We start from the raw sequence: 23,606 nt of genomic DNA, 5'->3' as shown, positions 1-23,606 counted from the left end.
GTCTTGCATAGACGGAGGCCACATTACTGGCTGCGCGTTCACAAACGGAACAATGCATGGCAGACCATCGATGTAGGTACAAAAACTGTTCATTACTACCTTAGCCAACCTGCTTGGTTTGGCTGTGGTAAATATCAGCGAACATGTCAGCCATGGCTTCTTCGCTGGGTTCTTCCTGCATTTGCACGCTGACGGCGCGACTGACCAACTGATGACGGCGCGGCAGATGGAGATCATCCGGAATCCGCGGGCCATCGGTCAGGTAGGCCACGGGTAACTCATGACTGATGGCCAAGCTCAGCACCTCGCCCAGACTAGCCGTTTCATCCAGTTTAGTCAGGATGCAGCCCGCGAGCCCGCAACGCTTGTAACTGTGATAAGCGGCGGTTAGAACCTGTTTCTGGCTGGTGGTTGCCAGGACCAGATAATTTTTCGAGCGGATGCCTCGACCGGCCAGGCTTTCGAGCTGCATGCGCAGGGCCGGGTCGCTGGCCTGCAGGCCGGCGGTATCGATCAGCACCACGCGCTTGCGCAGCAAGGGCTCCAGCGCCTGCACCAGGGACTGGCCCGGATCGACGTGGGTCACCGGCACGTTGAGAATGCGCCCCAGGGTCTTGAGCTGCTCCTGGGCACCAATGCGGAAGCTGTCCATGCTCACCAGCGCTATGTTCTGCGCGCCGTACTTGAGCACGTAACGGGCGGCCAGCTTGGCCAGGGTGGTGGTCTTGCCCATGCCGGCCGGGCCGACCATGGCAATCACGCCGCCTTCTTCCAGAGGCTCAATTTCCGGTGTCACGATCATGCGCGCCAGGTGCGCCAGCAACATGCGCCAGGCCTGACGAGGCTCTTCGATATCGGTGATCATCGCCAAAAGGTCGCGCGACAGCGGGCCGGACAGGCCGATGCGTTGCAGGCGACGCCAGAGGTTGGCCTGGTCCGGACGGCTGCCCTGCAGCTGATTCCAGGCCAGCGAGCCCAGCTGTACTTCCATGAGTTCGCGCAGGCTGTTGAGCTCGAAACGCATCGAGTCGAACGCGCGCGGGTCCACGCCAGTGGAGGCTGGTGCAGCGGCCGGTGCGGGGCGACGGGGTTCGGCGTAGGTTGGCTCGATCAACGGCTCGGCTGCGGTGAGCGGCAAGCCTGCGAACAACTGGCGATTGGTCGCATTGTCGCTCTCGCCGTCGCCACGCAGGCTCAATTCGGCCTGGGCGGTGACGATCCGCGACTGAGTCTTGCGCAGCTCGTCTTCGAGTTCCATGTTCGGAACCCGCGGTGCCAGCGCCGACAACTTGTAATCCAGTGCAGCCGTCAGTTCGACACCTCCTGCGATCCGGCGGTTGCCAATGATGGCGGCATCAGCGCCCAGCTCATCGCGAACCAGCTTCATGGCCTGACGCATATCGGCGGCGAAAAAACGCTTAACTTGCATAAACCACTACCTCAGCCGTTGGGCCCTACTGTCGCAACGATGGTCACTTGCTTGTTGTCAGGGATTTCCTGGTAAGCCAACACGTGCAAACCCGGGACTGCGAGCCGACCGAATCGCGAGAGCATCGCGCGAACCGGACCTGCCACCAGCAGAATCACCGGCTGACCTTGCATCTCCTGGCGCTGCGCCGCGTCGATCAACGAACGTTGCAGCTTCTCAGCCATGCTTGGCTCCAGCAGAACGCCCTCTTCCGAGCCTTGCCCGGCCTTTTGCAGACTATTGAGCAATATCTGTTCCAACCTTGGCTCCAGCGTGATGACTGGCAGCTCCGACTCAGTGCCTACAATGCTTTGGACGATTGCACGGGATACGCCAACCCGCACGGCAGCCACCAGCGCGGCGGTATCTTGACTCTTGGCGGCATTGTTGGCGATGGCCTCGGCAATGCTGCGGATGTCGCGCACCGGCACTTGTTCGGCCAACAGCGCCTGCAGCACCTTGAGCAGCTGCGACAGCGAAACCACGCCCGGCACCAGCTCCTCGGCCAGTTTCGGCGAGCTTTTGCCCAGCAATTGCATGAGCTGCTGCACTTCTTCGTGACCGATCAGTTCACTGGAATGCTTGTAAAGTATCTGGTTCAGGTGGGTGGCCACTACTGTACTGGCATCGACCACCGTATAACCGAGGGATTGCGCTTGGGCGCGCTGGCTGATTTCGATCCAGACCGCCTCCAGGCCGAAAGCCGGATCTTTGGCGGTAATGCCGTTGAGCGTGCCGTAGACCTGCCCCGGGTTGATCGCCAGCTCGCGATCCGGGTAAATCTCTGCTTCGGCCAGGATTACCCCCATGAGGGTCAGTCGGTAGGCACTGGGCGCCAGGTCGAGGTTGTCGCGGATATGCACCGTGGGCATCAGGAAGCCCAGATCCTGGGACAGCTTCTTGCGCACCCCCTTGATCCGCGCCAGCAACTGGCCGCCCTGGTTGCGGTCCACCAACGGAATCAGGCGATAACCCACTTCCAGGCCGATCATGTCGATGGGCGTCACGTCATCCCAGCCAAGCTCCTTGGTTTCCTGGGCGCGGGCCGGCGACGGCAGCAACTCCTGCTGGCGCTTGACCTCTTGCAGGGCCTGAACCTTGGCGACGTTCTGCTTTTTCCAGAACAGGTAAGCGCCACCGGCCGCCAGGGCCGCCATGCTCAGGAACGAAAAATGCGGCATGCCGGGCACCAGGCCCATGACCGCCATCAAGCCTGCCGCCACCGCCAACGCCTTGGGCGAGGCGAACATCTGGCGATTGATTTGCTTGCCCATGTCTTCCGAACCGGAAGCACGGGTCACCATGATCGCGGCGGCTGTCGATAACAACAGTGATGGCAATTGCGCCACCAATCCGTCACCGATGGTCAACAGCGCATACACCTTGCCGGCGTCGGCGAAGTTCATGTTGTGCTGGAAGATACCGACTGCCATACCACCGATCAGGTTGATGAACAGGATCAGCAGGCCGGCGATGGCGTCACCGCGGACGAATTTGCTGGCACCGTCCATGGAACCGTAGAACTCGGCTTCCTGGGCCACTTCCGAACGACGGGCCTTGGCCTGGGCCTGATCGATCAGGCCGGCGTTGAGGTCGGCGTCGATCGCCATTTGCTTGCCGGGCATCGCATCGAGGGTGAAACGCGCGCTCACCTCGGAAATCCGCCCTGCACCCTTGGTCACCACGACGAAGTTGATGATCATCAAGATCGCGAAGACCACGATACCGACCACGTAGTTACCGCCGATCACCACCTCGCCGAAGGCCTGGATCACCTTGCCGGCGGCGGCATGACCGTCCTGGCCGTGGAGCATCACCACCCGCGTGGAAGCCACGTTCAACGCCAGGCGCAACAGGGTCGCCACCAGCAGAATGGTCGGGAACACCGCGAAATCCAGCGGGCGCAAGGCGTAGACGCACACCAGCAGCACGACGATGGACAGGGCAATGTTGAAGGTGAAGAACACGTCCAGCAGGAACGGCGGCACCGGCAACATCATCATCGCCAGCATGACCAGCAACAACAGCGGCACGCCCAGATTGCCCCGACTGAGGTCGGCAATGTTGCTGCGGGCACTGTTGATTAACTGAGAGCGATCCACCGGTTTTCCCCGTTCCTTTAAAGCAAACTTTTGACGCCCGAAGCAGGCGCAGAACGGCTACTGCAAGAAGCTTTCCAACTTTTGCAGAGGCAAGAAACAGAGGGGTTACCGAGAGTTTTTTGCGAACCCTGTGGGAGCGAGCCTGCTCGCGATGACGGCGTGTCAGTCGACACAAATTGTGCCTGTGCAGGCGCTATCGCGAGCAGGCTCGCTCCCACACTGATCGATATCGAAATCAGGAATCGCGGCGCAAATCCGGCGGAATCGGCAGGTCATCCTTGAGCGGATCCGGCCGCTTGCCCTTGCCCGCCCGGTACTGTCGAATCTGATAAACGTAAGCCAGCACCTGCGCGACCGCCAGGTAGAGCCCGCCGGGGATTTCCTGCTCAAGTTCGGTGGAGTAGTAGATCGACCGCGCCAGCGCTGGCGACTCCAGCAGCAGGATCTCGTTGGCCGCCGCGATCTCGCGGATCTTCAGGGCCAGGAAGTCGCTACCCTTGGCCAGCAATACCGGCGCATTACCCTTTTCCGGATCGTACTTGAGGGCCACGGCGTAGTGCGTCGGGTTGGTGATGACCACATCGGCCTCGGGAATGGCGGCCATCATTCGCCGCTGGGACATCTCGCGTTGCAGCTGTCGAATCCGCTGCTTGACCTCCGGCCGCCCCTCCTGGTCCTTATGCTCGTCACGCACTTCCTGCTTGGTCATCAGCAGTTTCTTGTGGCTTTCCCAGAGCTGTACCGGCACATCCACCACAGCGATCAGGATCAGCCCGCACGCCATCCACAAGGTACTCCAGCCCACCACCTGCAGGCTGTGAATGATCGCCATGTCCAGGGGCTCATGGGCGATGCGCAGCAGGTCATCGATGTCCGACGACAGTACCGCCAGCGCCACGAACAGGATGATGATGAACTTGGCCAGGGCCTTGAGCAGCTCGATCAGCGACTTGGTCGAGAACATGCGCTTGAGGCCAGGACCGGGATTCAAGCGGCTGAATTTGGGCGCCATGGAACTCGCCGCGAACAGCCAGCCACCCAGGGAAATCGGACCGATGATGGCGGCCAGCACCAGCGTGATCATCACCGGCTGAATCGACCACAGGGCAATTTGCCCCGAGCGCATCAGGTAGGTGGCCATGGAGCGCTGATCCAGAATCACTTCCCGCGGCAGCGAGAAGTTGATGCGCATCAGCTCCATCATGTCCTGTGCCATGGCGCCGCCAAAAATCAACAACGCCGAGGCACCGACCAGCATGATCGCCAGGGTGTTGAGTTCCTTGGACCGGGCTACCTCACCCTTTTCACGGGAGTCCTGCTTGCGCTTCTCCGTGGGGTCTTCTGTTTTGTCCTGACCGCTTTCGCTCTCGGCCATGACTCAGCTCGCCCGCGCCATTTCGCGTAACAACTGCAAGGCCTCGGTGGCCAGCGGTTGATACTGGTTGAGAATGTCCGCCAGCCCGACCCAGACGATGAACAGCCCAAGCACCAGGATCAGCGGGAAGCCGACCGAGAAAATATTGAGTTGCGGCGCCGCCCGGGTCATGACGCCAAACGCAATGTTGACCACCAGCAATGCGGTGATCGCCGGCAGCACCAGCAACAACGCCGAACCGAGTACCCAGCCGAGCTTGCCGGCCAGCTCCCAGTAGTGATTGACCATCAGGCCACCACCGACCGGCAACGTGGTGAAACTCTCGGTGAGGATCTCGAACACCACCAGATGACCGTTCATGGACAGGAACAGCAGCGTCACCAGCATGGTGAAAAACTGCCCGATCACCGCCGTCGACACACCGTTGGCCGGGTCGATCATGGAAGCGAAGCCCATGCCCATCTGGATGGCGACGATTTGCCCGGCGACCACAAAGGCCTGGAAGAACAGCTGTAAGGAAAAACCCATCACCGCGCCGATAAGGATTTGCTCGGCAATCAGCAACAGCCCGCTCAAATCCAGGGGATTGACCGGCGGCATCGGCGGCAGGCCCGGCGCGATGACCACGGTAATGGCCAAGGCGAAATACAGGCGTATGCGCCGGGGCAGCAGGGTCGTGCCAAACACCGGCATGACCATCAGCAAGGAGCCGACGCGAAACAGCGGCAGCATGAACGTCGCCACCCAGGTGCTGATCTGCGTATCGGTCAGCGCTAGCAGTGACATGGTTTAGCCGATGACCTGAGGAATGCTGCCGTACAACTGCAGGATGTAGTCCATGAAAGTCTGCACCATCCATGGACCGCCGACGATCAGCGTCACCAGCATCACCAGCAGGCGCGGCAGGAAGCTCAGGGTCTGTTCGTTGATCTGGGTGGCGGCCTGGAACATCGCCACCAGCAGGCCCACAAGCAAACTTGGAATCACCAGGATCGCCACCATCATGGTGGTCAGCCACAGCGCTTCGCGAAAGATGTCGACCGCGACTTCTGGCGTCATGGCGAGACACCACCGAAGCTGCTGGCCAGCGTGCCGATGATCAGCGCCCAGCCATCCACCAGCACGAACAACATGATCTTGAACGGCAGGGAAATGATCAGCGGCGACAGCATCATCATACCCATGGCCATCAACACACTGGCCACGACCAGGTCGATGATCAGGAACGGAATGAAGATCATGAAGCCGATCTGGAACGCCGTTTTCAGCTCGGAGGTCACGAAGGCCGGCACCAGGATGGTCAACGGCGCCTGATCCGGCGTCGCGATGTCAGTGCGCTTGGACAGGCGCATGAACAACTCCAGATCACTGGAGCGGGTCTGGGCGAGCATGAAGTCCTTGATCGGCACCTGGGCTTTGGCGACCGCATCCTGGGCGCTCAGCTTTTCTGCCAGGTACGGTTGCAAGGCGTCCTGGTTCACCCGGTCGAACACCGGCGCCATGATGAACAGGGTCAGGAACAGCGCCATGCCGGTGAGGATCTGGTTCGACGGTGTCTGCTGCAGGCCCAGGGCCTGGCGCAGGATCGAGAACACGATGATGATCCGGGTGAAGCTGGTCATCAGCATGACAAACGCCGGGATAAAACTCAGCGCCGTCATGATCAGCAGGATTTGCAGGCTGACCGAGTATTCCTGCGCACCCTGCGCATTGGTGCCCAGGGTGATGGCCGGGATCGACAGCGGATCGGCGCCAAATGCCAGCGGCGCGGCCAGCATCAGGGCCAGCATCAAGACGATGCGTAGCGCACCCATTATTTTTTATCCTTCTGATCTTTACCCAGCATCTCCAGCAGGCGCTGGGCAAACTCCGGCGTCGGCTTTTCGGTACTCGGCACTTGCACCGGTTCCTTGAGAACGTGCAGCGCAGCAATGTTGCCGGGGCTCAAGCCCAACAGAATCTGCTCGTTGCCGACCTGCACCAGCATCAGGCGGTCGCGAGGCCCCAGCGCGCGGGATCCGACAATCTCGATCACCTGCCCCTTGCCGGCCGGACCGGCCTGCTGGACCCGACGCAACAACCAGGCGAGGAGAAAGATCAACCCCAGCACCAGCAGCAAGCCGAACACCAGTTGCGTCAGTTGCCCAGCCACGCCACTGCTCACCGCCGGCGCAGCGGCGGTGGTCGCCGTGGCAACCGGCTCGGCCGCCAGCACGCTGAACGGCATTGCGAGCACAAACCCCAGAACCTTTTTCACTCAGCGCAGCTTCTTGATGCGTTCGCTTGGGCTGATCACGTCCGTCAGGCGGATGCCGAACTTCTCGTTGACCACCACCACTTCACCGTGGGCGATGAGCGTGCCATTGACCAGCACGTCCAGCGGCTCGCCGGCCAGGCGATCAAGCTCGATCACCGAACCCTGGTTCAGTTGCAGCAGGTTGCGGATGTTGATATCGGTGCTGCCCACCTCCATGGAAATCGACACCGGGATATCGAGGATCACGTCCAGGTTCGGGCCTTCGAGGCTGACCGGGTCGTGGTTTTTCGGCACGCTGCCGAACTCTTCCATTGGCAAGCGGTTAGACGCGGAACTGCCGGAATCGGCGGCCAGCAAAGCGTCGATGTCAGCCTGCCCGGCATCACCGGTTTCTTCCAGGGCCGCAGCCCATTCATCGGCCAGTGCCTGATCGTCCTGCGTGTTCATATTGTCAGTGTCCTCGGCGAGCAAAAATTCAGAATTCGGTTAATCGCGAATGGGTACGAGCGCCGGTCAACGGCGCTCGATCGGCTCGATCACTTGCAACGCCAGGTTGCCCTTGTGCGAGCCCATCTTGACCTTGAAGGCCGGCACGCCGTTGGCGCGCATGATCATTTCTTCCGGCATCTCGACCGGGATCACATCCCCCGGCTGCATGTGCAGGATGTCGCGCAGGCGCAACTGACGACGAGCCACCGTGGCCCCGATCGGCACGTCGACGTCCAGCACGTCCTGGCGCAGGGCGTTGACCCAGCGCTCGTCCTGGTCATCGAGGTCCGACTGGAAGCCGGCGTCGAGCATTTCGCGCACCGGCTCGATCATCGAGTACGGCATGGTCACGTGCAGGTCGCCGCCACCGCCATCGAGTTCGATGTGGAAGGTCGACACCACAATGGCTTCGCTCGGGCCGACGATGTTGGCCATGGCCGGGTTCACTTCCGAGTTGATGTACTCGAAGTTGACTTCCATGATCGCCTGCCAGGCTTCCTTCAAGTCGACAAAGGCCTGCTCCAGCACCATGCGCACCACACGCAGTTCGGTCGGGGTGAATTCACGCCCCTCGATCTTGGCGTGCCGGCCGTCGCCGCCGAAGAAGTTGTCCACCAGCTTGAACACCAGTTTGGCGTCGAGGATGAACAGCGCGGTGCCGCGCAGAGGTTTGATCTTGACCAGGTTGAGACTGGTCGGCACGTACAGCGAATGCACGTATTCGCCGAACTTCATCACCTGCACGCCGCCGACCGCCACGTCCGCCGAGCGACGCAGCATGTTGAACATGCTGATGCGGGTATAGCGGGCAAAACGCTCGTTGATCATTTCCAGGGTCGGCATGCGTCCACGGACGATGCGATCCTGGCTGGTCAGGTCATAGCTTTTGACGGTGCCGGGTTCGGCAGCGTTTTCGGTCTGTACCAGACCATCGTCGACGCCATGCAACAGCGCATCGATCTCATCCTGGGACAGCAGGTCCTGCACGGCCATGTCGTGTTCCTACTGCAGTACGAAATTAGTGAAAAGCAACTGTTCGATCACCACTTTGCCGAGCTCTTTCTGCGCCACTTCCTGGACACTGGCGGTGGCTTTCTGCCGCAGCATTTCCTGACCGACGGGCGAGGCGAGGGTCGCGAAGTCCTGCCCGGAGAACAGCATGACCAGGTTATTGCGGATCACCGGCATGTGGACCTTGAGGGCATCCAGATCCACCTGGTTGCGCGCGAGCATGGTGATGCTCACTTGCATGTAGCGCTGGCGACCGTTCTGGAGGAAGTTGGCCACGAAGGCCGGCGCCATCGACTCGAAAATCGCTGGCTGTTTGCCGACGGGAGCGTTTTCTGCCACGGCGGCAGCAGGCTTGCTCTGAGCGCTGTGCATGAAGTACCAGGTCGCCCCCACGGACACACCGATCGCCAGCAGCAGGGCCACCACGATCACGATAATCAGCTTGAGTTTGCCTTTGGTTGCGGGGTCTTTTACTACTGCTGCGTCGCTCTTCGCCATGCCAATAATCCGTCACTATTCGGGTTTTCACAGTCGCACGGCAAGGCAAGAGCAAGTGTTATGCCATGTAGGAGCAGCCGGTCGACGCTCGATTGTTCGCGAAGAATTCAAGAGCGCCGCGTTTAGCCAGTAAGCACGCGTTATCGTTAACGATCATCGCGAGCAAGCTCGCTCCTACAGGGGGGGGGCGTTTGGTCAGGCGTAGTAATCGACCGCGCTGGAGCCGATCACGCGGGTGGTATTGGCAGCCACTTCAGCGACGCTCGGGGTAATGTCGTCGTCCATTGAATCGAGGCGACCGCCGCTGGCATTGGTCCGCCCGCTCTGGTTTTGCCGGGCTTGTTCCTGCCCTTGCTGCGAACCACGGGACTGGTCCGAAACGTTGACATCGACCTGCCCCATGCCCTGTTGCGCGAACATGTCGCGCAAGCGATGGACCTGGCCATCCAGCGCCTCACGGACACCCGGATGCGCACTCATGAACGTGACCTGGGTCTGTTGATCGGGAACCATGCTCACCCGAATGTCCAGGCGCCCGAGTTCAGCGGGCTGCAATTGGATGTCCGCCGCCTTGAGATTGGCGCTGGACAGGTACATGACCCGGTTCACCACCTCTTCGGTCCAGCCGCTCTGGTGCATGGCAATCGGCTGGTTCACCGGCAAGGCATTGGCTGTCTTCGGTGTGGCCGCCTGGGTCAGCGCTGCCAGACGGTTGGCGAAATCATCGACACGGGTGTCGCTGCTGGCGGACTTGAGATCCTTCAGGCCGTCATCGATCAAACCGCTGAAAGCCTTGTCGTCGCCCTGACCGGTGCTGCTCTTGTCGCCCTGAACATCCAGCAGGGTCGCCATGCCGGCGGCAAAGTTTTGCGCCGGTGTCAGCTCACCGTCGGCCTGGGCTTGCGCCTGTGTCGGAGCAGCCTTGGGCTGTGTCTGGCTGGAAGCCGATACGTGACCGCTCTGCTCCATCGCCAGGCGCACCGCCGGCAAGGCGTCGAGCGGATCGGTCGAGGGGTCGAAATCGCCGTCGGTAGTGGCCAGCGCTGGAGCGATTGCAGCCGTCGCCGCGGCGGCAACTGGCGCTTCAACGGCAGGTTGCACGGTGTCGGCCACGGCGGGTGCTACCGGTGCCGGCACGACTGGCGGAAGGACCGGCTGCAATGAAGGATCAAGCGCCGGATCGAGCGGTGCGGCATCGACGACTGGAGCCGGGTCGGCAACTGACGCCTCATCGCCGACAGTCTTGTCGTCAGCCTGCACCGACGTGTCGGCAGGCAAGGATTTGCCGCCATCGGCAACCACCGGTTCCTCGGCGGCAGGTTTGTCGTCGCCGGCGTCTTTTTTTCCGGCGACATCGCAGTTTTTTTCGTGACTCGGCTTGACCGAGGCATCCGCCAACGCATCGGGCTTGCTCTGGGCCTGGCTGGCGTAGACATGAGCGAAGCTTGCGGCCTTGTCCCCGGGCTCAGCAGTCAGCGCCGGAGGATTGGCGCAGGCCGCTTGAATCTTGGCCTGCCTGGAGGCCTGAAGCAGAATATTGGGGGTAACGGGCATGAAACAGTCTCCGCTGCACGGGGCTCGTAAGTACAGTTGGATGAGTTAAATGCAAAGGTCGAGCCAGTTTCACTCGAAGGAGACCAAATGAAGCATATGCTCAGATTTTCGCCGTGCAACGCTGTCGTTCAGCTTCGTACAGAGGCCGGATATCGGCGAACTCGCGGTCGATTTCGCCGACCAGTTCCTGAACGCCGGCCCATGGCAAACTTCTGGCCTGCTGCTCAAGTTGATGGCAAAGCTCGGTCAGCCTGACTGCGCCCATATTGCTGCAGCTGCCTTTGAAGCTATGGGCGGTTTCAACGAGCAGTGCGGCACTGTCAGCCGTTCTCAGGACGCTCAGGCGCTCTTCGGAATCCGCAAGAAAGATATCCAGCAGATCCGGATAACCCTCTTCCATCACTTCCTGCAACGCACTCAGCACGCCGCGATCCACATGTTTGTCGTCCACTTGCTCACTCCTTGATCAAGAATGCGCGGATTATGCCGCAGCCTTCCAGATAAACTCCACGCGTGCACTTCGACCATCGTCGGTCCAGCGGGCATTACGCCCCAACTGGCGGATCAGACTGACCCCACGTCCCGACAGGCGGATGTCATCCACGGGTCTTGCCATCATCCGCTCGACATCGAAACCCTTGCCGCTGTCTTCGATGTGAATCGTCAGGCAACCGCCGTCGTCTGTTGGCGCCACCTGCAAATGCAGCCGTACATAGCCGTCCTGCAGCTCGTCCAGCCGAGTATTGCGCTCTTGATAATACCGCGCAAACCCCGATGCATCGCGCTTGAGGCTCGAATCCAGCCCCAGCACGCCATGCTCCAGCGCATTGGAATAGAGCTCCGCCAGCACACTGTAGAGCGCACCGCTCTGAGCCCGAAGGCCATGCACCTCAAGCAGCAACTGCAATAGATAGGGTAAGGGATTGAAACGCTTGAGCGTGGCGGCGCGAAACTCGAAACTCACCGACCAGTCCAGCGGACAGGACTGGCCGCTGTCGGAGTAGACCAACGCCGGCGGCGTGATCTGCGCCGGCTCCAGCAGGCTGATTTCGACCATGCTGACATCGTCGCGCGCTTCTCCGCCAAACTGTCGCAGCGCCTGCTCGATCTCTTCGAACAGCGCATCCGGCTGCCGATTGGCGGCAAACACCTGCTGCAATCGCTGCACGCCAAACAACTGATCGTTGGCATCGCAAGTGTCGATCACCCCATCGGACAGGAGAAACACCCGATCCCCGAGCGCCATGGGAAACACCTCGGTACGCTCATCGAAGGATTCCGGGCTCAGCACCCCCAACGGCAGGTGCCGCGCCGGCAGAGGCGTTCGCTCGCCACTGGCAACGCGATGCAGGTAACCGTCCGGCATGCCGCCGTTCCAGACTTCCACCGAACGACGCTGAAAACTCAGGCACAGCAACGTGGCACAGCAGAACATGTCCACCGGCAGGATGCGCTTGAGCTTGGCATTCATCTCGCGCAGGGTTTCCGCCAGGCCGTAGCCTTTGGCGGTCATCCCGTAGAAGACTTCGGCCAGGGGCATGGCACCCACTGCCGCCGGCAAACCGTGGCCGGTGAAGTCGCCCAGCAGCACGTGCATGTCTCCGGCCGGGGTGAACGCGGCCAGCAACAGGTCGCCATTGAACAGCGCATAGGGCGATTGCAGATAACGGATGTTCGGTGCGGCATTCAGGCAGCCGGAGTGCGCCACCTTGTCGAAAACGGCCTTGGCCACGCGCTGCTCGTTGAGCAGATAGTCGTGGTGCCGGGCGATCTGGTCACGCTGTTGCAGCACGGTGTCCTGCAAGCGCCGCAAGCGATCCATCGCCTTGATCTTGGCAGCGAGAATCACCTGGTTGTAGGGCTTTGCCAGAAAGTCGTCACCGCCGACCTCCAGGCAGCGGGCCAGGGCTTCGCTTTCGGACAACGACGTAAGGAAGATGATCGGCACCAGGGTTTCCCCGGCCAGGGCCTTGATCTGCCGGGCCGCCTCGAAGCCGTCCATGACCGGCATCATTGCATCCATCAACACCAGGTGCGGTTGTTGCTGGCCAAACACGTCGACCGCTTCGGCGCCGTTGGCCGCCGTCAGCACTTCGTGCCCCAGGCGGCGCAGGATGCTCGACAGCAGCAGGCGATCGGCGGCGCTGTCCTCGGCAATCAGGATCGTCAGCGGCTCCAATGGCTGCATGGCAATCAACTGATGTCGAACAATTTGTCGAAGTTGGAGATGGCGAAGATTTTGCGCACGTCGGTACTGCTGTTGACGACGCGCACATCGGAGTCGTCGCCACCGGCGTGATCGCGCAGCAAAAGCAGCATGCCCAAGGCCGAGCTGTCGAGATAAGTGGCCTCTTTCAGGTCGACCACAACCGCCGATAGCTGTTTATCTTCGTAGGACTGACGAAATTCCTGATGCTTGGCAAAATCGAATCGTCCTTTGACCGATATCGTCAATTTTTGCCCATCAGGGGATACTTCGGTAACGACTGACATTCAATGGCTTCCTTGTCTTTGGAGAACGTTTAGAAGGTTTAGCACCTGCTGTGGATGGGGGCAAGCCAGCCTGTTTTTCGAAAGCGCGCTCAATACGGGTTCTCGCGCGGCAAGCGCTGGGACAATTCATCCAGCAGTTTCTGTTCGCGCCGGTCTTCAAGCGCCCGCGCCTCATCGGCATAGCGCTGAACCAGCTTGCGCAAACCTTCGACCCGGGCAAACGCCTGCTGCCAGGTGTCCCGGGCCTTGTTCAGGTTGTTTTGATGCCAGGCCAGGCTTTGCCGCTGCTGGTCGATGGCCGTGCCCAGCTGCGCGAGAAAGCCCTGATAACCCAGCAACCATTGGCCCGAGACGCCGCCGCTGCCGCGTACGATCCATTGTTCCTGGTAGTCGAGACGAAAGGCTTCGAGGTCGGCAAGTTTGCTTTGTGCCAGGCGAACCTGCCCTTGAAAGTGCCCCAGACGCTGGACCGCGGTTTTCTCGGCCTTTTCAGCCATTTCCACCACTGGCGCCAGCCTTCCTGCCCGACTCAGGGCCATGACCGCTTAACCGCCTGCCGCGGGCGCGAAGATCGAGGCGAGATACGCCTCGCTTTCGCCCAGGCTGATGCTGTCGTTGAGGCCCTGACGCAGGTATTTGACCAATTGCGGCTGCAGGGAAATCGCCAGATCGGTCTCCCGGTCACCGCCGGCGACATAGGCACCGACGCTGATCAGGTCGCGGCTCTGCTGATAGCGCGACCACAATTGCTTGAAATATTGCGCACGGGCCATGTGTTCCGGCGACACCACCGCCGGCATCACCCGGCTGATGGATGCCTCGATATCGATGGCCGGGTAATGCCCTTCCTCGGCCAGGCGCCGGGACAGCACGATGTGCCCGTCGAGCACGCCCCGCGCCGAGTCGGCAATCGGGTCTTGCTGGTCATCGCCTTCGGACAGCACGGTGTAGAACGCGGTGATCGAACCACCGCCCTTCTCCGCGTTGCCGGCGCGCTCCACCAGTTTCGGCAATTTGGCGAATACCGACGGCGGATAGCCCTTGGTCGCCGGCGGCTCGCCGATGGCCAGGGCGATTTCCCGCTGGGCCTGGGCGAAACGGGTCAGCGAATCCATGAGCAACAGGACGTTCTTGCCCTTGTCGCGGAAATACTCGGCGATGCGCGTGCAATACATCGCAGCGCGCAGGCGCATCAGCGGCGCATCGTCCGCCGGGGACGCCACCACCACTGAACGCTTGAGCCCTTCTTCACCGAGGATGTGCTCGATGAACTCTTTAACTTCACGACCCCGTTCACCGATCAGCCCGACGACGATGATGTCGGCCTCGGTGAAGCGCGTCATCATGCCCAACAGCACGGACTTACCGACGCCGGTACCGGCGAACAGCCCGAGGCGCTGGCCGCGACCGACCGTCAGCATGCCGTTGATGCAACGGATGCCCACGTCCAGCGGCTCGCTGATCGGTTCGCGCTTGAGCGGGTTGATGGTCGGACCATCCATTGGCACCCAGTCTTCGGCCTTCATCCCGCCCTTGCCGTCCAGCGCACGGCCGGCGCCATCCAGCACCCGCCCGAGCATGCTCATGCCCATCGGCAAACGCCCGGTATCGGACAAGGGAACAACGCGGGCGCCAGGCGCAATACCGGCGACGCTGCCGACCGGCATCAGAAAGACTTTGCCGCCGGAGAAGCCCATCACTTCGGCTTCGACCTGCACCGGGTGATAGCTGTCGTCGTTGATCACCATGCAGCGACTGCCCATGGCTGCGCGCAGACCTTCGGCTTCGAGGGTCAGGCCGACCATGCGCAGCAAGCGACCCTCAAGGATCGGCGCGCCAGCCAATTCAGTCGCCTCGGCATAACTGCCCAGGCGCTTGGCGAAGCTGGTGCGTTCAAGGCGCATCAGGTGCATCCGCTTCTGGCGCGGTCGCAGGTTTGCTGTCGATCGGCAGTTCCAGGCTCAAGTCCGGCGCAGCCGGGTGCAAGGTTTGCTCGTGCAACTGATCGAACAGCTTGTCCATCACCTGCGCGATGCGGGTTTCCACCGTGGCGTCGATGCGGCTGTGTTCTGTCTCGACCCGGCAACCGCCAGGCAATAACGATTCGTCCTCGACGATGCGCCAGGTTTCTTCATGGCGTTCGCGCAGGGCTTTGACCTGTGCGAAATCCTGCGGATTGATGTACAGCCGCACATTGCCCACGCCCAACGGCAAGAGTTTGAGGGCTTCGCGCATGACGTGTTCGATCTGCGTCGAGTCGATGGCCAGTTCGCGCTGGATCACCTGTCTGGTGATGTGCTGCACCAGGTCGACCAGGGACTTTTCGATCTGGGTGTCCTGCTCGGCGATGGGCTCGAACAGATGGGTCATCAGTTGCTCCAGGCCGGCAAGCTTCGGCGCCAATGCCTGTTCGGCTTCCTGGCGGACCTTAAGCGTGGTGCTGTGGAAACCCTCTTTCTCACCCACCGCGAAACCTTCGTTGTAGGCTTCCTGGCGAATGCTTTCGAGCTCTTCGAGGGTCAGTGGCTGGACTTCCTCCAGCGGCACTTCCTCCATTTCCGGTGGCTCGGGTTCAGGCTCAGGTTCCGGCTCGGGTTCCGGCGGGTCGAAACTGGGCAGCGCCCAGGTATCGAAGCCACTGACATCCCTGGCCCGGATCAGGTCAGTAGGCGCTTCATCATGCTTGGCCATGGTGTTAGATCATTTCCTCGCCGCCCTTGCCGCCGAGCACGATTTCTCCGGCTTCGGCCATACGACGGGCGATGGTGAGGATTTCCTTCTGCGCGGTTTCCACGTCGCTGACGCGCACCGGGCCCTTGGCTTCCAGGTCGTCGCGCAACAGTTCGGCCGCACGCTTGGACATGTTCTTGAAGATCTTCTCCTTAACGCCTTCGTCCGAGCCCTTGAGGGCCAGCACCAGCACATCGGAGGACACTTCGCGCAACAGCGCCTGGATGCCGCGGTCGTCGACATCGGCCAGGTTGTTGAAGACGAACATGAGGTCTTCGATCTGACCGGACAGGTCTTCGTCGACTTCGCGGATCGAGTCCATGAGCTGGCCTTCGATCGAGCTGTCGAGGAAGTTCATGATGTCCGCCGCGCGCTTGATGCCACCCAGGGTGGTGCGCGAGGCATTCGAGTTGCCGGAGAACTGCTTCTCGAGAATCTGGTTGAGTTCTTTCAAGGCCGCTGGCTGTACGGTGTTCAGCGAAGACACCCGCAGGATGATGTCCAGCCGCACCTTGTGGTCGAAGTTGCCGAGTACTTCACCGGCCTGGTCCGGATCGAGATACGCCACCACGATCGCCTGGATCTGCGGGTGCTCGTAACGGATCACGTCGGCGACGGCGCGCGGCTCCATCCACTTCAGGCTGTCGAGGCCGCTGGTGTTGCCACCGAGCAGGATGCGGTCGATCAGGCCGTTGGCCTTGTCTTCGCCCAGGGCCTGGGTGAGCATTTTGCGCACATAGTCGTCGGAGCCGACGCCCAGGCTGGTCTGGTCGCCGACGATATCGACGAACTCGCTCATCACCTGCTCGACCTGCTCGCGGTGCACATTACCCATCTGGGCCATGGCCACGCCCACGCGCTGAACCTCTTTAGGGCCCATGTGGCGCAGCACCTGGGCCGCGTCGGTGGAGCCCAGGGACAGCAACAGGATTGCGGCCTTGTCGACCTTGGACAGTTTGGCGGCAACGGCTCGGTTATCACTCATCTGCGTTAATCCACTCTTTCACGACCTGGGCCACGCGACCCGGGTCTTCTGCCACCAGACTCTTGATTGCGTTCAACTGAGCGTCATAGCCTTCGCTCGGGCTCGGCAGCAGGATGCTGGTCGGGCCACCGAGGCTGACACGGTCGTTGGCCAGTTCGCCATCCAGACCGCCCATGCCCCCCAACTCGACGTCGCTGCCGATACCGGCCAGCTGCTTGCCCTTGCCGCCACCGGTGATGTTGTTGAGCACCGGACGCAGCACACCGAACACCAGCACCAGAATGAACAACACACCCAGCACTTGCTTGACGATGTCCCAGAACCACGGCTGGGAGTAGAACGGAATATCGGCAATCACTTCACCGCGTTCGGCGGAGAACGGCATGTTGATTACGCTGACGCTGTCACCACGGCTGGCATCGAAGCCGACTGCGTCCTGCACCAGACGCGTGAAGCGCGCCAATTCATCGGCGCTCCAGGGCGCACGGCTGGTTTCGCCGTTGGCCGGGTTGATCTTGACCTGATCATCGACCACCACCGACACCGACAGGCGATTCAACCGGCCCTGCTGCTGCTTGGTGTGGCTGATGGAACGGTCGAGTTCGAAGTTCTTGGTCGATTGTTGACGCTTGTCCGCCGGGTATGGGGCGAGCATCGGCTGACCGGTGGCCGGGTCCATGATTTGCTGGCCGTTGGCATCGATCAGCGGCTGGCCTGGCTGCACCATACCCGCCGACGCGGTGGCGCCACCAGTGGTTTGCGGTGCGGAGGCCGGTGACGGCGGCTGGTTGCTCAAGGCACCCGGTACGCCTTGCGGACCATTGCTGGCGGTACGTTGTTCGTTGACCGACTGTTCGCTGCGCAATGCCGGCTGGTCCGGATTGAACTGCTCGGAAGTCGACTCGACCGCACTGAAATCCACGTCAGCCGAAACTTCGGCCTTGTAACGGTCGTTGCCCAGCACCGGCTGCAGGATGTTGTGCACGCGCTGGGTGAGCATGCTTTCCATGCGACGGCTGTAGTCGAACTGCTTGCCGGCCATGGTCAGTTCGGAGTTTTCCGCCTGATCCGAGAGCAGGTTGCCCTTCTGGTCGACCACGGTGATCTGCGACTTGCTGAGTTCGGGAACGCTGGTCGCCACCAGGTTGATGATGGCCACCACCTGGCCGGGTTCGAGGGAGCGACCGGAATAGAGTTCTACCAGAACCGAAGCGCTCGGCTTGCGCTCGTCGCGCACGAACACCGAGCTTTTCGGGATCGCCAGGTGCACGCGGGCACCCTTGACGTTGTTCAGGCTGGAGATGGTGCGGGCCAGTTCGCCTTCGAGGCCACGACGATAGCGGGTCGCTTCCATGAACTGGCTGGTGCCCAGTCCCTGTTCCTTGTCGAGGATTTCAAAACCAATGTTGCCGTCGCTGGGAGTGACACCAGCGGCCGCGAGCTTGAGCCGCGCACGGGACAGGTCATCGGCCTTGACCAGCAAGGCACCGGAATTGGGTTCGACGGTGTACGGAATATCGGCGGAGGCCAGGGTATCCATGACCTGCTTGGCGTCCATCCCGGCAAGACTGCCGTACAGAGGCCGGTAGTCCGGTTGCTGGGACCACAACACCACGGCAAAACCAATCGCCACGCTCGCTGCCAGGCCGACCAACAGGCCCACCTGACGCAACATGGTCATCTCGGAGAGGTTTTCCAGGAAGGACAACCCGAACAGCGGCGGCTTGCCATCTATTGGGGTGGCCTTGGCCGGAACGTTATCGGCGACTGCTTCTGCCATGACTCAATCTCGTCCTTTAAACCGGCATCTGCATGATGTCTTGGTAGGCCTGAACCACTTTGTTGCGCACTTGGGTCAACGCCTGGAATGACACGCTGGCCTTCTGCGAAGAAATCATCACGTCCGTGAGGTCGACGCCGCTTTTGCCGATTTCGAACGCACTGGCCAACTGCGTGGAAGCCTGCTGGGTGTCGTTCACTTTATTGATGGCCTGACCGAACATGTCGGAAAAGCTGCTGCCCGTCATTTCAGGGACGGCAGTCGATTTCGGCGCAGACATGGCATCCATTTGCATGGCGCGCATATCCAGCATCAACCGATTGAATTCAATACCTTGGCTCATGGTTTCTCTCTTTGACGACCCGCAATTTTTTGACACTCACTCGGCGGGTAATGAGGTGTTAGCAACAAGGGTGCCAGCTTTCCCGGCGCCTCATCTGTAGGAGCGAGCTTGCTCCGGGCGGCGTTCCGACGATGAACCCAAGAACAACGTATTTATTCTGAATCCCCGCGTTATCGTTAACGACCATCGCGAGCAAGCTCGCTCCTACAGGAACACGGTCAAGTCGCGAACAAAAAGGCTTCCACATCCATGCCGGCATCGCGCATCTGCGCCAGCTTGTAGCGCAAGGTGCGCGGGCTGATGCCCAGGCGCTCGGCCGCCTCTTTGCGACGACCGCGCTCGGCGCGCAAGGTATCGATGATCATCTGGAATTCACGGCGACGCAGGTCATCACCCAGCGCACCAGCCGACTCGGATTCGACTTCCACGGCACGCATCGGCGCCTGCGCCAATGCAGGCAGAGGAGCGCAAGTCACCGGCCCGGCCAGGCAGAAATCCTGCGGCTGGATCAAGCCACCCTGCTGCAGAATCAGCGCACGCTGAATCGCGTTGTCCAGTTCACGCACGTTACCCGGCCACGGATAACCGATCAGGCACGCCTGGGCCTCGGGCGACAATCTGGCAGCCGAATGCATCATTTTATTGACGTGCCTGGCCAGCAGGCGCTCGGCCAGCGGCAGGATGTCGGCGGTACGTTCGCGCAATGGGCGCCAGGCCAGGGGAAATACCGACAGGCGATAGTAAAGATCTTCGCGGAAGCGCCCTGCCGCCACTTCACCCGCCAGGTCGCGATTGGTGGTCGCGACCACGCGAATGTCCAGCGTGATCGGTTTACGCGCCCCAACCCGTTCGACCTCGCGCTCTTGCAGCACGCGCAGCAATTTGGCCTGGAGCCCCAGGGGCATTTCGGAAATTTCATCGAGCAGAATGGTACCGCCGTCGGCCTGCTCGAACTTGCCGGCTTGCGCGGCAATGGCGCCGGTGAAGGAGCCCTTCTCGTGACCGAACAAGGTCGCTTCGAGCATGTTGTCCGGGATTGCCGCACAGTTGATCGCAATGAACGGCTGACGGGCGCGATGAGAATGCTGATGGATGTAACGTGCCAGCACCTCCTTGCCCGTGCCCGACTCACCCGAGATCAACACCGTGGAATCACTGCGCGCGACCCGCGCCGCCAACTCGAGCAATTGCGCACTCGCCGGCTCGAACGCTACTGGCCCTTCGCCCTCGGTCAGGCCGAGACTGCCCAGGGCATGACGCCCCACCAGATCGAGCAACGCCTTGGGCTCGAAAGGCTTGACCAGGTAGTCCGCCGCCCCTTGGCGCATCGCATCGACCGCACGCTCGACCGCACCGTGAGCGGTCATCAGCAACACCGGCAACTGCGGCTGCCGCGCTCGCAGCAGGCCCAGCAACTGGTGGCCGTCCATGCCCGGCATGTTGACGTCGCTGATCACCAGGTTGAAGGCCTCGCCGCCGACTGCAAGCAACGCCTCCTCTGCCGAACCCACCGCCTTGTAATCGTGCCCCCCGAGCAATAGCGTATCGGCCAGCGCCTCGCGCAACGCGCGGTCGTCCTCGACCAGCAGAACCTTGATACCCATCTGCGTCACTCCGCTCCTTGAGCGCTGCTGAACAACGGCAGGATCACCTGTGCGCAGGTGCCGCGACCGAGTCGCGAACGCAACTGCAATTCGCCCCGATGAGCACGCGCCACGGCCTTGACCACGGTCAGGCCAAGACCTGTACCGGTGCTCTTGGTGGTAAAAAAGGGTTCGCCCAATCGCGCCAGAACGGCCGCACTGATACCGCTGCCACTGTCACTGACGCACAGGCGCAGGTTGTTGCCGCGGGTGTAGAGGTGAATCTTGAGTCGCAATTGACCGGCACTGGCCTGGATGGCGTTCTCGATCAGATTGAGGATCGCGCCGACCAGGGTGTCGCGATTGCACAGCAACTCCCCCGAGTGACTGTCGCACTGCCAGCGGATCGGCAGATCCTGCACGTGGGTCAGCGCCGCCGCTTGCAACGATTGCATCAGTTGACCGGGCGTCACACGGTCGGTCAGCGGCAACTCGCCACGGGCGAAGACCAACATGTCGCGCACCTGGTGCTCCAGTTCGTGCAGGCGCTCCTTGAGGCGCCCGGCAAAGCGCTGCTGGGTAGCGACCGGCAGCTCTTGCTCGGTCAGATGACTGGCATACAGCAGCGCGGCGGACAGCGGCGTACGTATCTGATGAGCCAACGAAGCGACCATGCGCCCCAGCGACGACAGACGCTCATGACGGGCCAGTTGATCCTGCAGATGGCGGGTTTCGGTCAGGTCGTTGAGCAACACCAACTGGCCGGGCTCGGCGTCCAGCGAGCGCGTGGCGATCGACAGACGCCGACCATCCTTGAGGGAGATTTCATGACCATCGTCTTCGCGCGGCGCAAAACAGCGGGCAATGACGTGGCGCCACAATTCGCCTTCGAGCGGTAAACCCAGCAACTCGCACGCCGCCGGATTGGCTTCGCGCACAATGCCCTGGGCGTCAATGACGATGACACCACCGGGTAACAGATCAAGGAGGTTTTGCAGGCGGTTGGCCAGGCGTTCTTTTTCCGCCAGCTCCTGCATGCGCTGCGCACTGACCACCGCCAATTCACCCTTGAGCTCGGCGACCCGGGCTTCAAGCATGCTGTAGGAATCGGTCAACTGACTGGACATCTGATTGAACAGCGCGAATGCCTGCTCAAGGCCAAGCCGGCTCGCCTGCTCTACGGACGACGGTTGCCGCGAAGCGTCAGGGACAGGAGACATCTGGGCGGCTTGGGGCATTGTGCTCTCTCGCTTGGCTGACCGTCAGTGAAACGGAACGTTGCGAGGGATGTAGCAATACCCGTGCCTAAAAAAACTTCTTATAAATGAATGGATTGGAAAACAGGCGTCAATCATCCGCCTGTTCATCTCCATCACGACGGCTCATGCCGTACTTGCGCATCTTTTCCACCAACGTGGTACGACGGATGCGCAGGCGCTCAGCGGCGCGGGCCACAATGCCATTGGCGTCATCCAGCGCTTGCTGGATCAGCCCCTGTTCCAGACCACCGAGGTAGTCCTTCAGGTCCAGGCCTTCCGGCGGCAGCATGGCATTGGCCGTGAAGTCCTGGGTATGGCCGTTGATGGCCACGCGCTCTTCCAGATCGCTGCGCAGGCTGTCGACCATTTGCTCGTCTTCATCGTCGACGTAGCGGAATTTCTTCGGCAACTCGACCACGCCGATCACGCCGTATGGATGCATGATCGCCATGCGCTCCACCAGGTTGGCCAGTTCACGGACGTTGCCCGGCCAGCCATGCCGGCACAGCGACATGATCGCCGCCGAGTTGAATCGGATCGAACCGCGCTTTTCGTGCTCCATGCGCGAGATCAGCTCGTTCATCAGCAACGGAATGTCTTCGACGCGCTCACGCAGCGGCGCCATCTCGATCGGGAACACATTCAGGCGGTAGTACAGGTCTTCGCGGAAGGTGCCGATCTCGATCATGCTTTCGAGATTCTTGTGGGTCGCCGCAATGATGCGCACGTCGACGCTCTGGGTCTTGTTGCTGCCCACGCGCTCGAAGGTGCGCTCCTGCAACACGCGCAGCAACTTGACCTGCATCGGCAGCGGCATGTCGCCGATTTCATCGAGGAACAGGGTGCCGCCGTTGGCCAGTTCGAATCGACCGGCGCGACTGGTGATCGCCCCGGTAAAGGCGCCCTTCTCATGGCCGAACAATTCGCTTTCCAGCAGCTCCGCCGGGATGGCCCCGCAGTTGACCGGCACGAACGGCGCTTCGCGGCGCTTGGAATGGTAATGCAGGTTGCGCGCAACCACTTCCTTGCCGGTGCCGGACTCACCGAGGATCAGCACGCTGGCATCGGTGTCGGCGACTTGCTGCATCATCTGGCGGACGTGTTGAATCGCCCGGCTGGTGCCGACAAGACTGCGGAAAAGATTGGGTTCGCGATGACGACCGCGCTCGCGGGCCTGGTCGTACATCTCGCGATAGACCTGGGCACGGTGCAGCGAATCGAGCAATTTGCTGTAGCTGGGCGGCATTTCGAGGGTCGAAAGCACTCGCCGACGCTGGTCTTCCGGCAGGTCAATGGAAGAATTATCGCCCATTAACAAAACCGGAAGGAACTCATCCCATGTCGAGAGTGTCTTTAACAAACCCAGAAGTGAACCAGGAGCATTGACCGTCCCGATGAGGACACAGATTACTTCACGACTTGACGACAAAGAGCCGACAGCCTGCTGCCAGTCATGGCTTCCGCAGGGTAAATTTTCTTCACCGAGAAAATTTAAAATCACCGCCAGGTCGCGGCGGCGGACGCTATCGTCATCAATCAGCAGAATTTTGGTTTCACGCCACATGCAATAGCAACTTCCCTAGTCAACTCAATGCCCAAAATGCTGGGGCAAGCTAGACGCTTGCAGACATGTTATGCCTGAAGACGACTGAAATCTGGAACCAGCCACTAGTTAAGTC

The 23,606-nt window shown here is 61.2% G+C and carries 23 protein-coding genes; all 23 read right to left on the bottom strand.

From position 1 onward, the window contains the following. Positions 1 to 100 precede the first annotated feature (100 nt). A complete protein-coding gene (flhF, locus tag AC3ITY_RS07800; RefSeq protein ID WP_489308344.1) occupies positions 101 to 1,429 on the bottom strand; it encodes a flagellar biosynthesis GTPase FlhF in 1,329 nt (442 codons plus the stop codon). 11 nt (positions 1,430 to 1,440) lie between these two features. Beyond that, positions 1,441 to 3,570, bottom strand: a complete 2,130-nt coding sequence (gene flhA, locus AC3ITY_RS07795; protein ID WP_477752423.1) for a flagellar biosynthesis protein FlhA — start codon at positions 3,568 to 3,570, stop codon at positions 1,441 to 1,443. 235 nt (positions 3,571 to 3,805) lie between these two features. After that, the gene (gene flhB / locus AC3ITY_RS07790) at positions 3,806 to 4,945 is read right to left on the bottom strand and encodes a flagellar biosynthesis protein FlhB (protein ID WP_489308343.1); all 1,140 of its coding nucleotides are present in this window, start codon (positions 4,943 to 4,945) and stop codon (positions 3,806 to 3,808) included. A 3-nt stretch (positions 4,946 to 4,948) separates the two neighbouring features. After that, positions 4,949 to 5,731 (bottom strand): flagellar biosynthetic protein FliR, encoded by a 783-nt coding sequence (fliR, locus tag AC3ITY_RS07785; RefSeq protein WP_150724473.1) that lies wholly within the window; start codon positions 5,729 to 5,731, stop codon positions 4,949 to 4,951. Positions 5,732 to 5,734: 3 nt separating this feature from the next. Continuing rightward, on the bottom strand, positions 5,735 to 6,004 hold the full coding sequence (gene fliQ, locus AC3ITY_RS07780) for a flagellar biosynthesis protein FliQ (RefSeq protein ID WP_007983364.1): 270 nt from the start codon (positions 6,002 to 6,004) through the stop codon (positions 5,735 to 5,737). Beyond that, positions 6,001 to 6,759 carry a flagellar type III secretion system pore protein FliP gene (gene fliP / locus AC3ITY_RS07775; RefSeq protein ID WP_489308342.1) on the bottom strand — a complete coding sequence of 253 codons (759 nt, stop codon included), beginning with the start codon at positions 6,757 to 6,759 and terminating at the stop codon, positions 6,001 to 6,003. Before fliP ends, fliQ begins: the two co-directional genes overlap by 4 nt. Further along, positions 6,759 to 7,172, bottom strand: coding sequence for a flagellar biosynthetic protein FliO (gene fliO, locus AC3ITY_RS07770; RefSeq protein WP_477799524.1), 414 nt, complete (start codon positions 7,170 to 7,172; stop codon positions 6,759 to 6,761). Before fliO ends, fliP begins: the two co-directional genes overlap by 1 nt. A gap of 30 nt (positions 7,173 to 7,202) precedes the next feature. After that, positions 7,203 to 7,649 carry a flagellar motor switch protein FliN gene (fliN, locus tag AC3ITY_RS07765; protein WP_489308341.1) on the bottom strand — a complete coding sequence of 149 codons (447 nt, stop codon included), beginning with the start codon at positions 7,647 to 7,649 and terminating at the stop codon, positions 7,203 to 7,205. 66 nt (positions 7,650 to 7,715) lie between these two features. Continuing rightward, positions 7,716 to 8,684, bottom strand: a complete 969-nt coding sequence (fliM, locus tag AC3ITY_RS07760) for a flagellar motor switch protein FliM (protein WP_057398369.1) — start codon at positions 8,682 to 8,684, stop codon at positions 7,716 to 7,718. 9 nt (positions 8,685 to 8,693) lie between these two features. Then, on the bottom strand, positions 8,694 to 9,200 hold the full coding sequence (gene fliL / locus AC3ITY_RS07755) for a flagellar basal body-associated protein FliL (RefSeq protein ID WP_489308340.1): 507 nt from the start codon (positions 9,198 to 9,200) through the stop codon (positions 8,694 to 8,696). A gap of 195 nt (positions 9,201 to 9,395) precedes the next feature. After that, positions 9,396 to 10,754 carry a flagellar hook-length control protein FliK gene (locus AC3ITY_RS07750; protein WP_489308339.1) on the bottom strand — a complete coding sequence of 453 codons (1,359 nt, stop codon included), beginning with the start codon at positions 10,752 to 10,754 and terminating at the stop codon, positions 9,396 to 9,398. A 100-nt stretch (positions 10,755 to 10,854) separates the two neighbouring features. Next, the gene (locus AC3ITY_RS07745; protein ID WP_489308338.1) at positions 10,855 to 11,205 is read right to left on the bottom strand and encodes an Hpt domain-containing protein; all 351 of its coding nucleotides are present in this window, start codon (positions 11,203 to 11,205) and stop codon (positions 10,855 to 10,857) included. A gap of 30 nt (positions 11,206 to 11,235) precedes the next feature. Continuing rightward, positions 11,236 to 12,942: a SpoIIE family protein phosphatase gene (locus AC3ITY_RS07740; protein ID WP_489308337.1), complete on the bottom strand. Its 1,707-nt coding sequence runs from the start codon at positions 12,940 to 12,942 to the stop codon at positions 11,236 to 11,238. Between the two features lie 5 nt (positions 12,943 to 12,947). Beyond that, complete coding sequence (locus tag AC3ITY_RS07735) at positions 12,948 to 13,247, bottom strand: STAS domain-containing protein (RefSeq protein WP_489308336.1); 300 nt, start codon at positions 13,245 to 13,247, stop codon at positions 12,948 to 12,950. An 89-nt stretch (positions 13,248 to 13,336) separates the two neighbouring features. Further along, positions 13,337 to 13,786 (bottom strand): flagellar export protein FliJ, encoded by a 450-nt coding sequence (gene fliJ / locus AC3ITY_RS07730; RefSeq protein ID WP_150753430.1) that lies wholly within the window; start codon positions 13,784 to 13,786, stop codon positions 13,337 to 13,339. 6 nt (positions 13,787 to 13,792) lie between these two features. Next, on the bottom strand, positions 13,793 to 15,151 hold the full coding sequence (fliI, locus tag AC3ITY_RS07725) for a flagellar protein export ATPase FliI (protein ID WP_489308335.1): 1,359 nt from the start codon (positions 15,149 to 15,151) through the stop codon (positions 13,793 to 13,795). After that, entirely contained in the window at positions 15,141 to 15,938 is a 798-nt protein-coding gene (gene fliH, locus AC3ITY_RS07720; protein ID WP_489308334.1) for a flagellar assembly protein FliH, read from the bottom strand. Before fliH ends, fliI begins: the two co-directional genes overlap by 11 nt. Before the next feature lie 4 nt (positions 15,939 to 15,942). After that, positions 15,943 to 16,962, bottom strand: coding sequence for a flagellar motor switch protein FliG (fliG, locus tag AC3ITY_RS07715; RefSeq protein ID WP_007983391.1), 1,020 nt, complete (start codon positions 16,960 to 16,962; stop codon positions 15,943 to 15,945). After that, positions 16,955 to 18,742 carry a flagellar basal-body MS-ring/collar protein FliF gene (fliF, locus tag AC3ITY_RS07710; RefSeq protein ID WP_489308333.1) on the bottom strand — a complete coding sequence of 596 codons (1,788 nt, stop codon included), beginning with the start codon at positions 18,740 to 18,742 and terminating at the stop codon, positions 16,955 to 16,957. The genes fliG and fliF overlap by 8 nt, the downstream gene beginning before the upstream one ends. 16 nt (positions 18,743 to 18,758) lie before the next feature. Further along, the gene (gene fliE, locus AC3ITY_RS07705) at positions 18,759 to 19,085 is read right to left on the bottom strand and encodes a flagellar hook-basal body complex protein FliE (RefSeq protein WP_008052868.1); all 327 of its coding nucleotides are present in this window, start codon (positions 19,083 to 19,085) and stop codon (positions 18,759 to 18,761) included. A 218-nt stretch (positions 19,086 to 19,303) separates the two neighbouring features. Next, positions 19,304 to 20,689: a sigma-54-dependent transcriptional regulator gene (locus tag AC3ITY_RS07700; RefSeq protein ID WP_489308332.1), complete on the bottom strand. Its 1,386-nt coding sequence runs from the start codon at positions 20,687 to 20,689 to the stop codon at positions 19,304 to 19,306. A gap of 5 nt (positions 20,690 to 20,694) precedes the next feature. After that, complete coding sequence (locus AC3ITY_RS07695) at positions 20,695 to 21,888, bottom strand: sensor histidine kinase (protein WP_489310796.1); 1,194 nt, start codon at positions 21,886 to 21,888, stop codon at positions 20,695 to 20,697. 127 nt (positions 21,889 to 22,015) lie between these two features. Next, complete coding sequence (locus tag AC3ITY_RS07690; protein WP_150724458.1) at positions 22,016 to 23,491, bottom strand: sigma-54 dependent transcriptional regulator; 1,476 nt, start codon at positions 23,489 to 23,491, stop codon at positions 22,016 to 22,018. Positions 23,492 to 23,606: the final 115 nt, after the last annotated feature.

The organism is Pseudomonas sp. GL_091, from assembly GCF_057837725.1.
The sequence above is the reverse complement of the archived record's forward strand: the minus strand, read 5'-3'. Positions and strand labels throughout refer to the sequence as shown.

What these genes read in the sequence shown, in the direction of transcription:
- flhF (WP_489308344.1), bottom strand. Translation starts at nt 1,429, where the DNA reads ATGCAAGTTAAGCGTTTTTTCGCCGCCGATATGCGTCAGGCCATGAAG.
- flhB (WP_489308343.1), bottom strand. Translation starts at nt 4,945, where the DNA reads ATGGCCGAGAGCGAAAGCGGTCAGGACAAAACAGAAGACCCCACGGAG.
- fliR (WP_150724473.1), bottom strand. Translation starts at nt 5,731, where the DNA reads ATGTCACTGCTAGCGCTGACCGATACGCAGATCAGCACCTGGGTGGCG.
- fliQ (WP_007983364.1), bottom strand. Translation starts at nt 6,004, where the DNA reads ATGACGCCAGAAGTCGCGGTCGACATCTTTCGCGAAGCGCTGTGGCTG.
- fliP (WP_489308342.1), bottom strand. Translation starts at nt 6,759, where the DNA reads ATGGGTGCGCTACGCATCGTCTTGATGCTGGCCCTGATGCTGGCCGCG.
- fliO (WP_477799524.1), bottom strand. Translation starts at nt 7,172, where the DNA reads ATGCCGTTCAGCGTGCTGGCGGCCGAGCCGGTTGCCACGGCGACCACC.
- fliN (WP_489308341.1), bottom strand. Translation starts at nt 7,649, where the DNA reads ATGAACACGCAGGACGATCAGGCACTGGCCGATGAATGGGCTGCGGCC.
- fliM (WP_057398369.1), bottom strand. Translation starts at nt 8,684, where the DNA reads ATGGCCGTGCAGGACCTGCTGTCCCAGGATGAGATCGATGCGCTGTTG.
- fliL (WP_489308340.1), bottom strand. Translation starts at nt 9,200, where the DNA reads ATGGCGAAGAGCGACGCAGCAGTAGTAAAAGACCCCGCAACCAAAGGC.
- AC3ITY_RS07750 (WP_489308339.1), bottom strand. Translation starts at nt 10,754, where the DNA reads ATGCCCGTTACCCCCAATATTCTGCTTCAGGCCTCCAGGCAGGCCAAG.
- AC3ITY_RS07740 (WP_489308337.1), bottom strand. Translation starts at nt 12,942, where the DNA reads ATGCAGCCATTGGAGCCGCTGACGATCCTGATTGCCGAGGACAGCGCC.
- AC3ITY_RS07735 (WP_489308336.1), bottom strand. Translation starts at nt 13,247, where the DNA reads ATGTCAGTCGTTACCGAAGTATCCCCTGATGGGCAAAAATTGACGATA.
- fliJ (WP_150753430.1), bottom strand. Translation starts at nt 13,786, where the DNA reads ATGGCCCTGAGTCGGGCAGGAAGGCTGGCGCCAGTGGTGGAAATGGCT.
- fliI (WP_489308335.1), bottom strand. Translation starts at nt 15,151, where the DNA reads ATGCGCCTTGAACGCACCAGCTTCGCCAAGCGCCTGGGCAGTTATGCC.
- fliH (WP_489308334.1), bottom strand. Translation starts at nt 15,938, where the DNA reads ATGGCCAAGCATGATGAAGCGCCTACTGACCTGATCCGGGCCAGGGAT.
- fliG (WP_007983391.1), bottom strand. Translation starts at nt 16,962, where the DNA reads ATGAGTGATAACCGAGCCGTTGCCGCCAAACTGTCCAAGGTCGACAAG.
- fliF (WP_489308333.1), bottom strand. Translation starts at nt 18,742, where the DNA reads ATGGCAGAAGCAGTCGCCGATAACGTTCCGGCCAAGGCCACCCCAATA.
- fliE (WP_008052868.1), bottom strand. Translation starts at nt 19,085, where the DNA reads ATGAGCCAAGGTATTGAATTCAATCGGTTGATGCTGGATATGCGCGCC.
- AC3ITY_RS07700 (WP_489308332.1), bottom strand. Translation starts at nt 20,689, where the DNA reads ATGGGTATCAAGGTTCTGCTGGTCGAGGACGACCGCGCGTTGCGCGAG.
- AC3ITY_RS07695 (WP_489310796.1), bottom strand. Translation starts at nt 21,888, where the DNA reads ATGTCTCCTGTCCCTGACGCTTCGCGGCAACCGTCGTCCGTAGAGCAG.
- AC3ITY_RS07690 (WP_150724458.1), bottom strand. Translation starts at nt 23,491, where the DNA reads ATGTGGCGTGAAACCAAAATTCTGCTGATTGATGACGATAGCGTCCGC.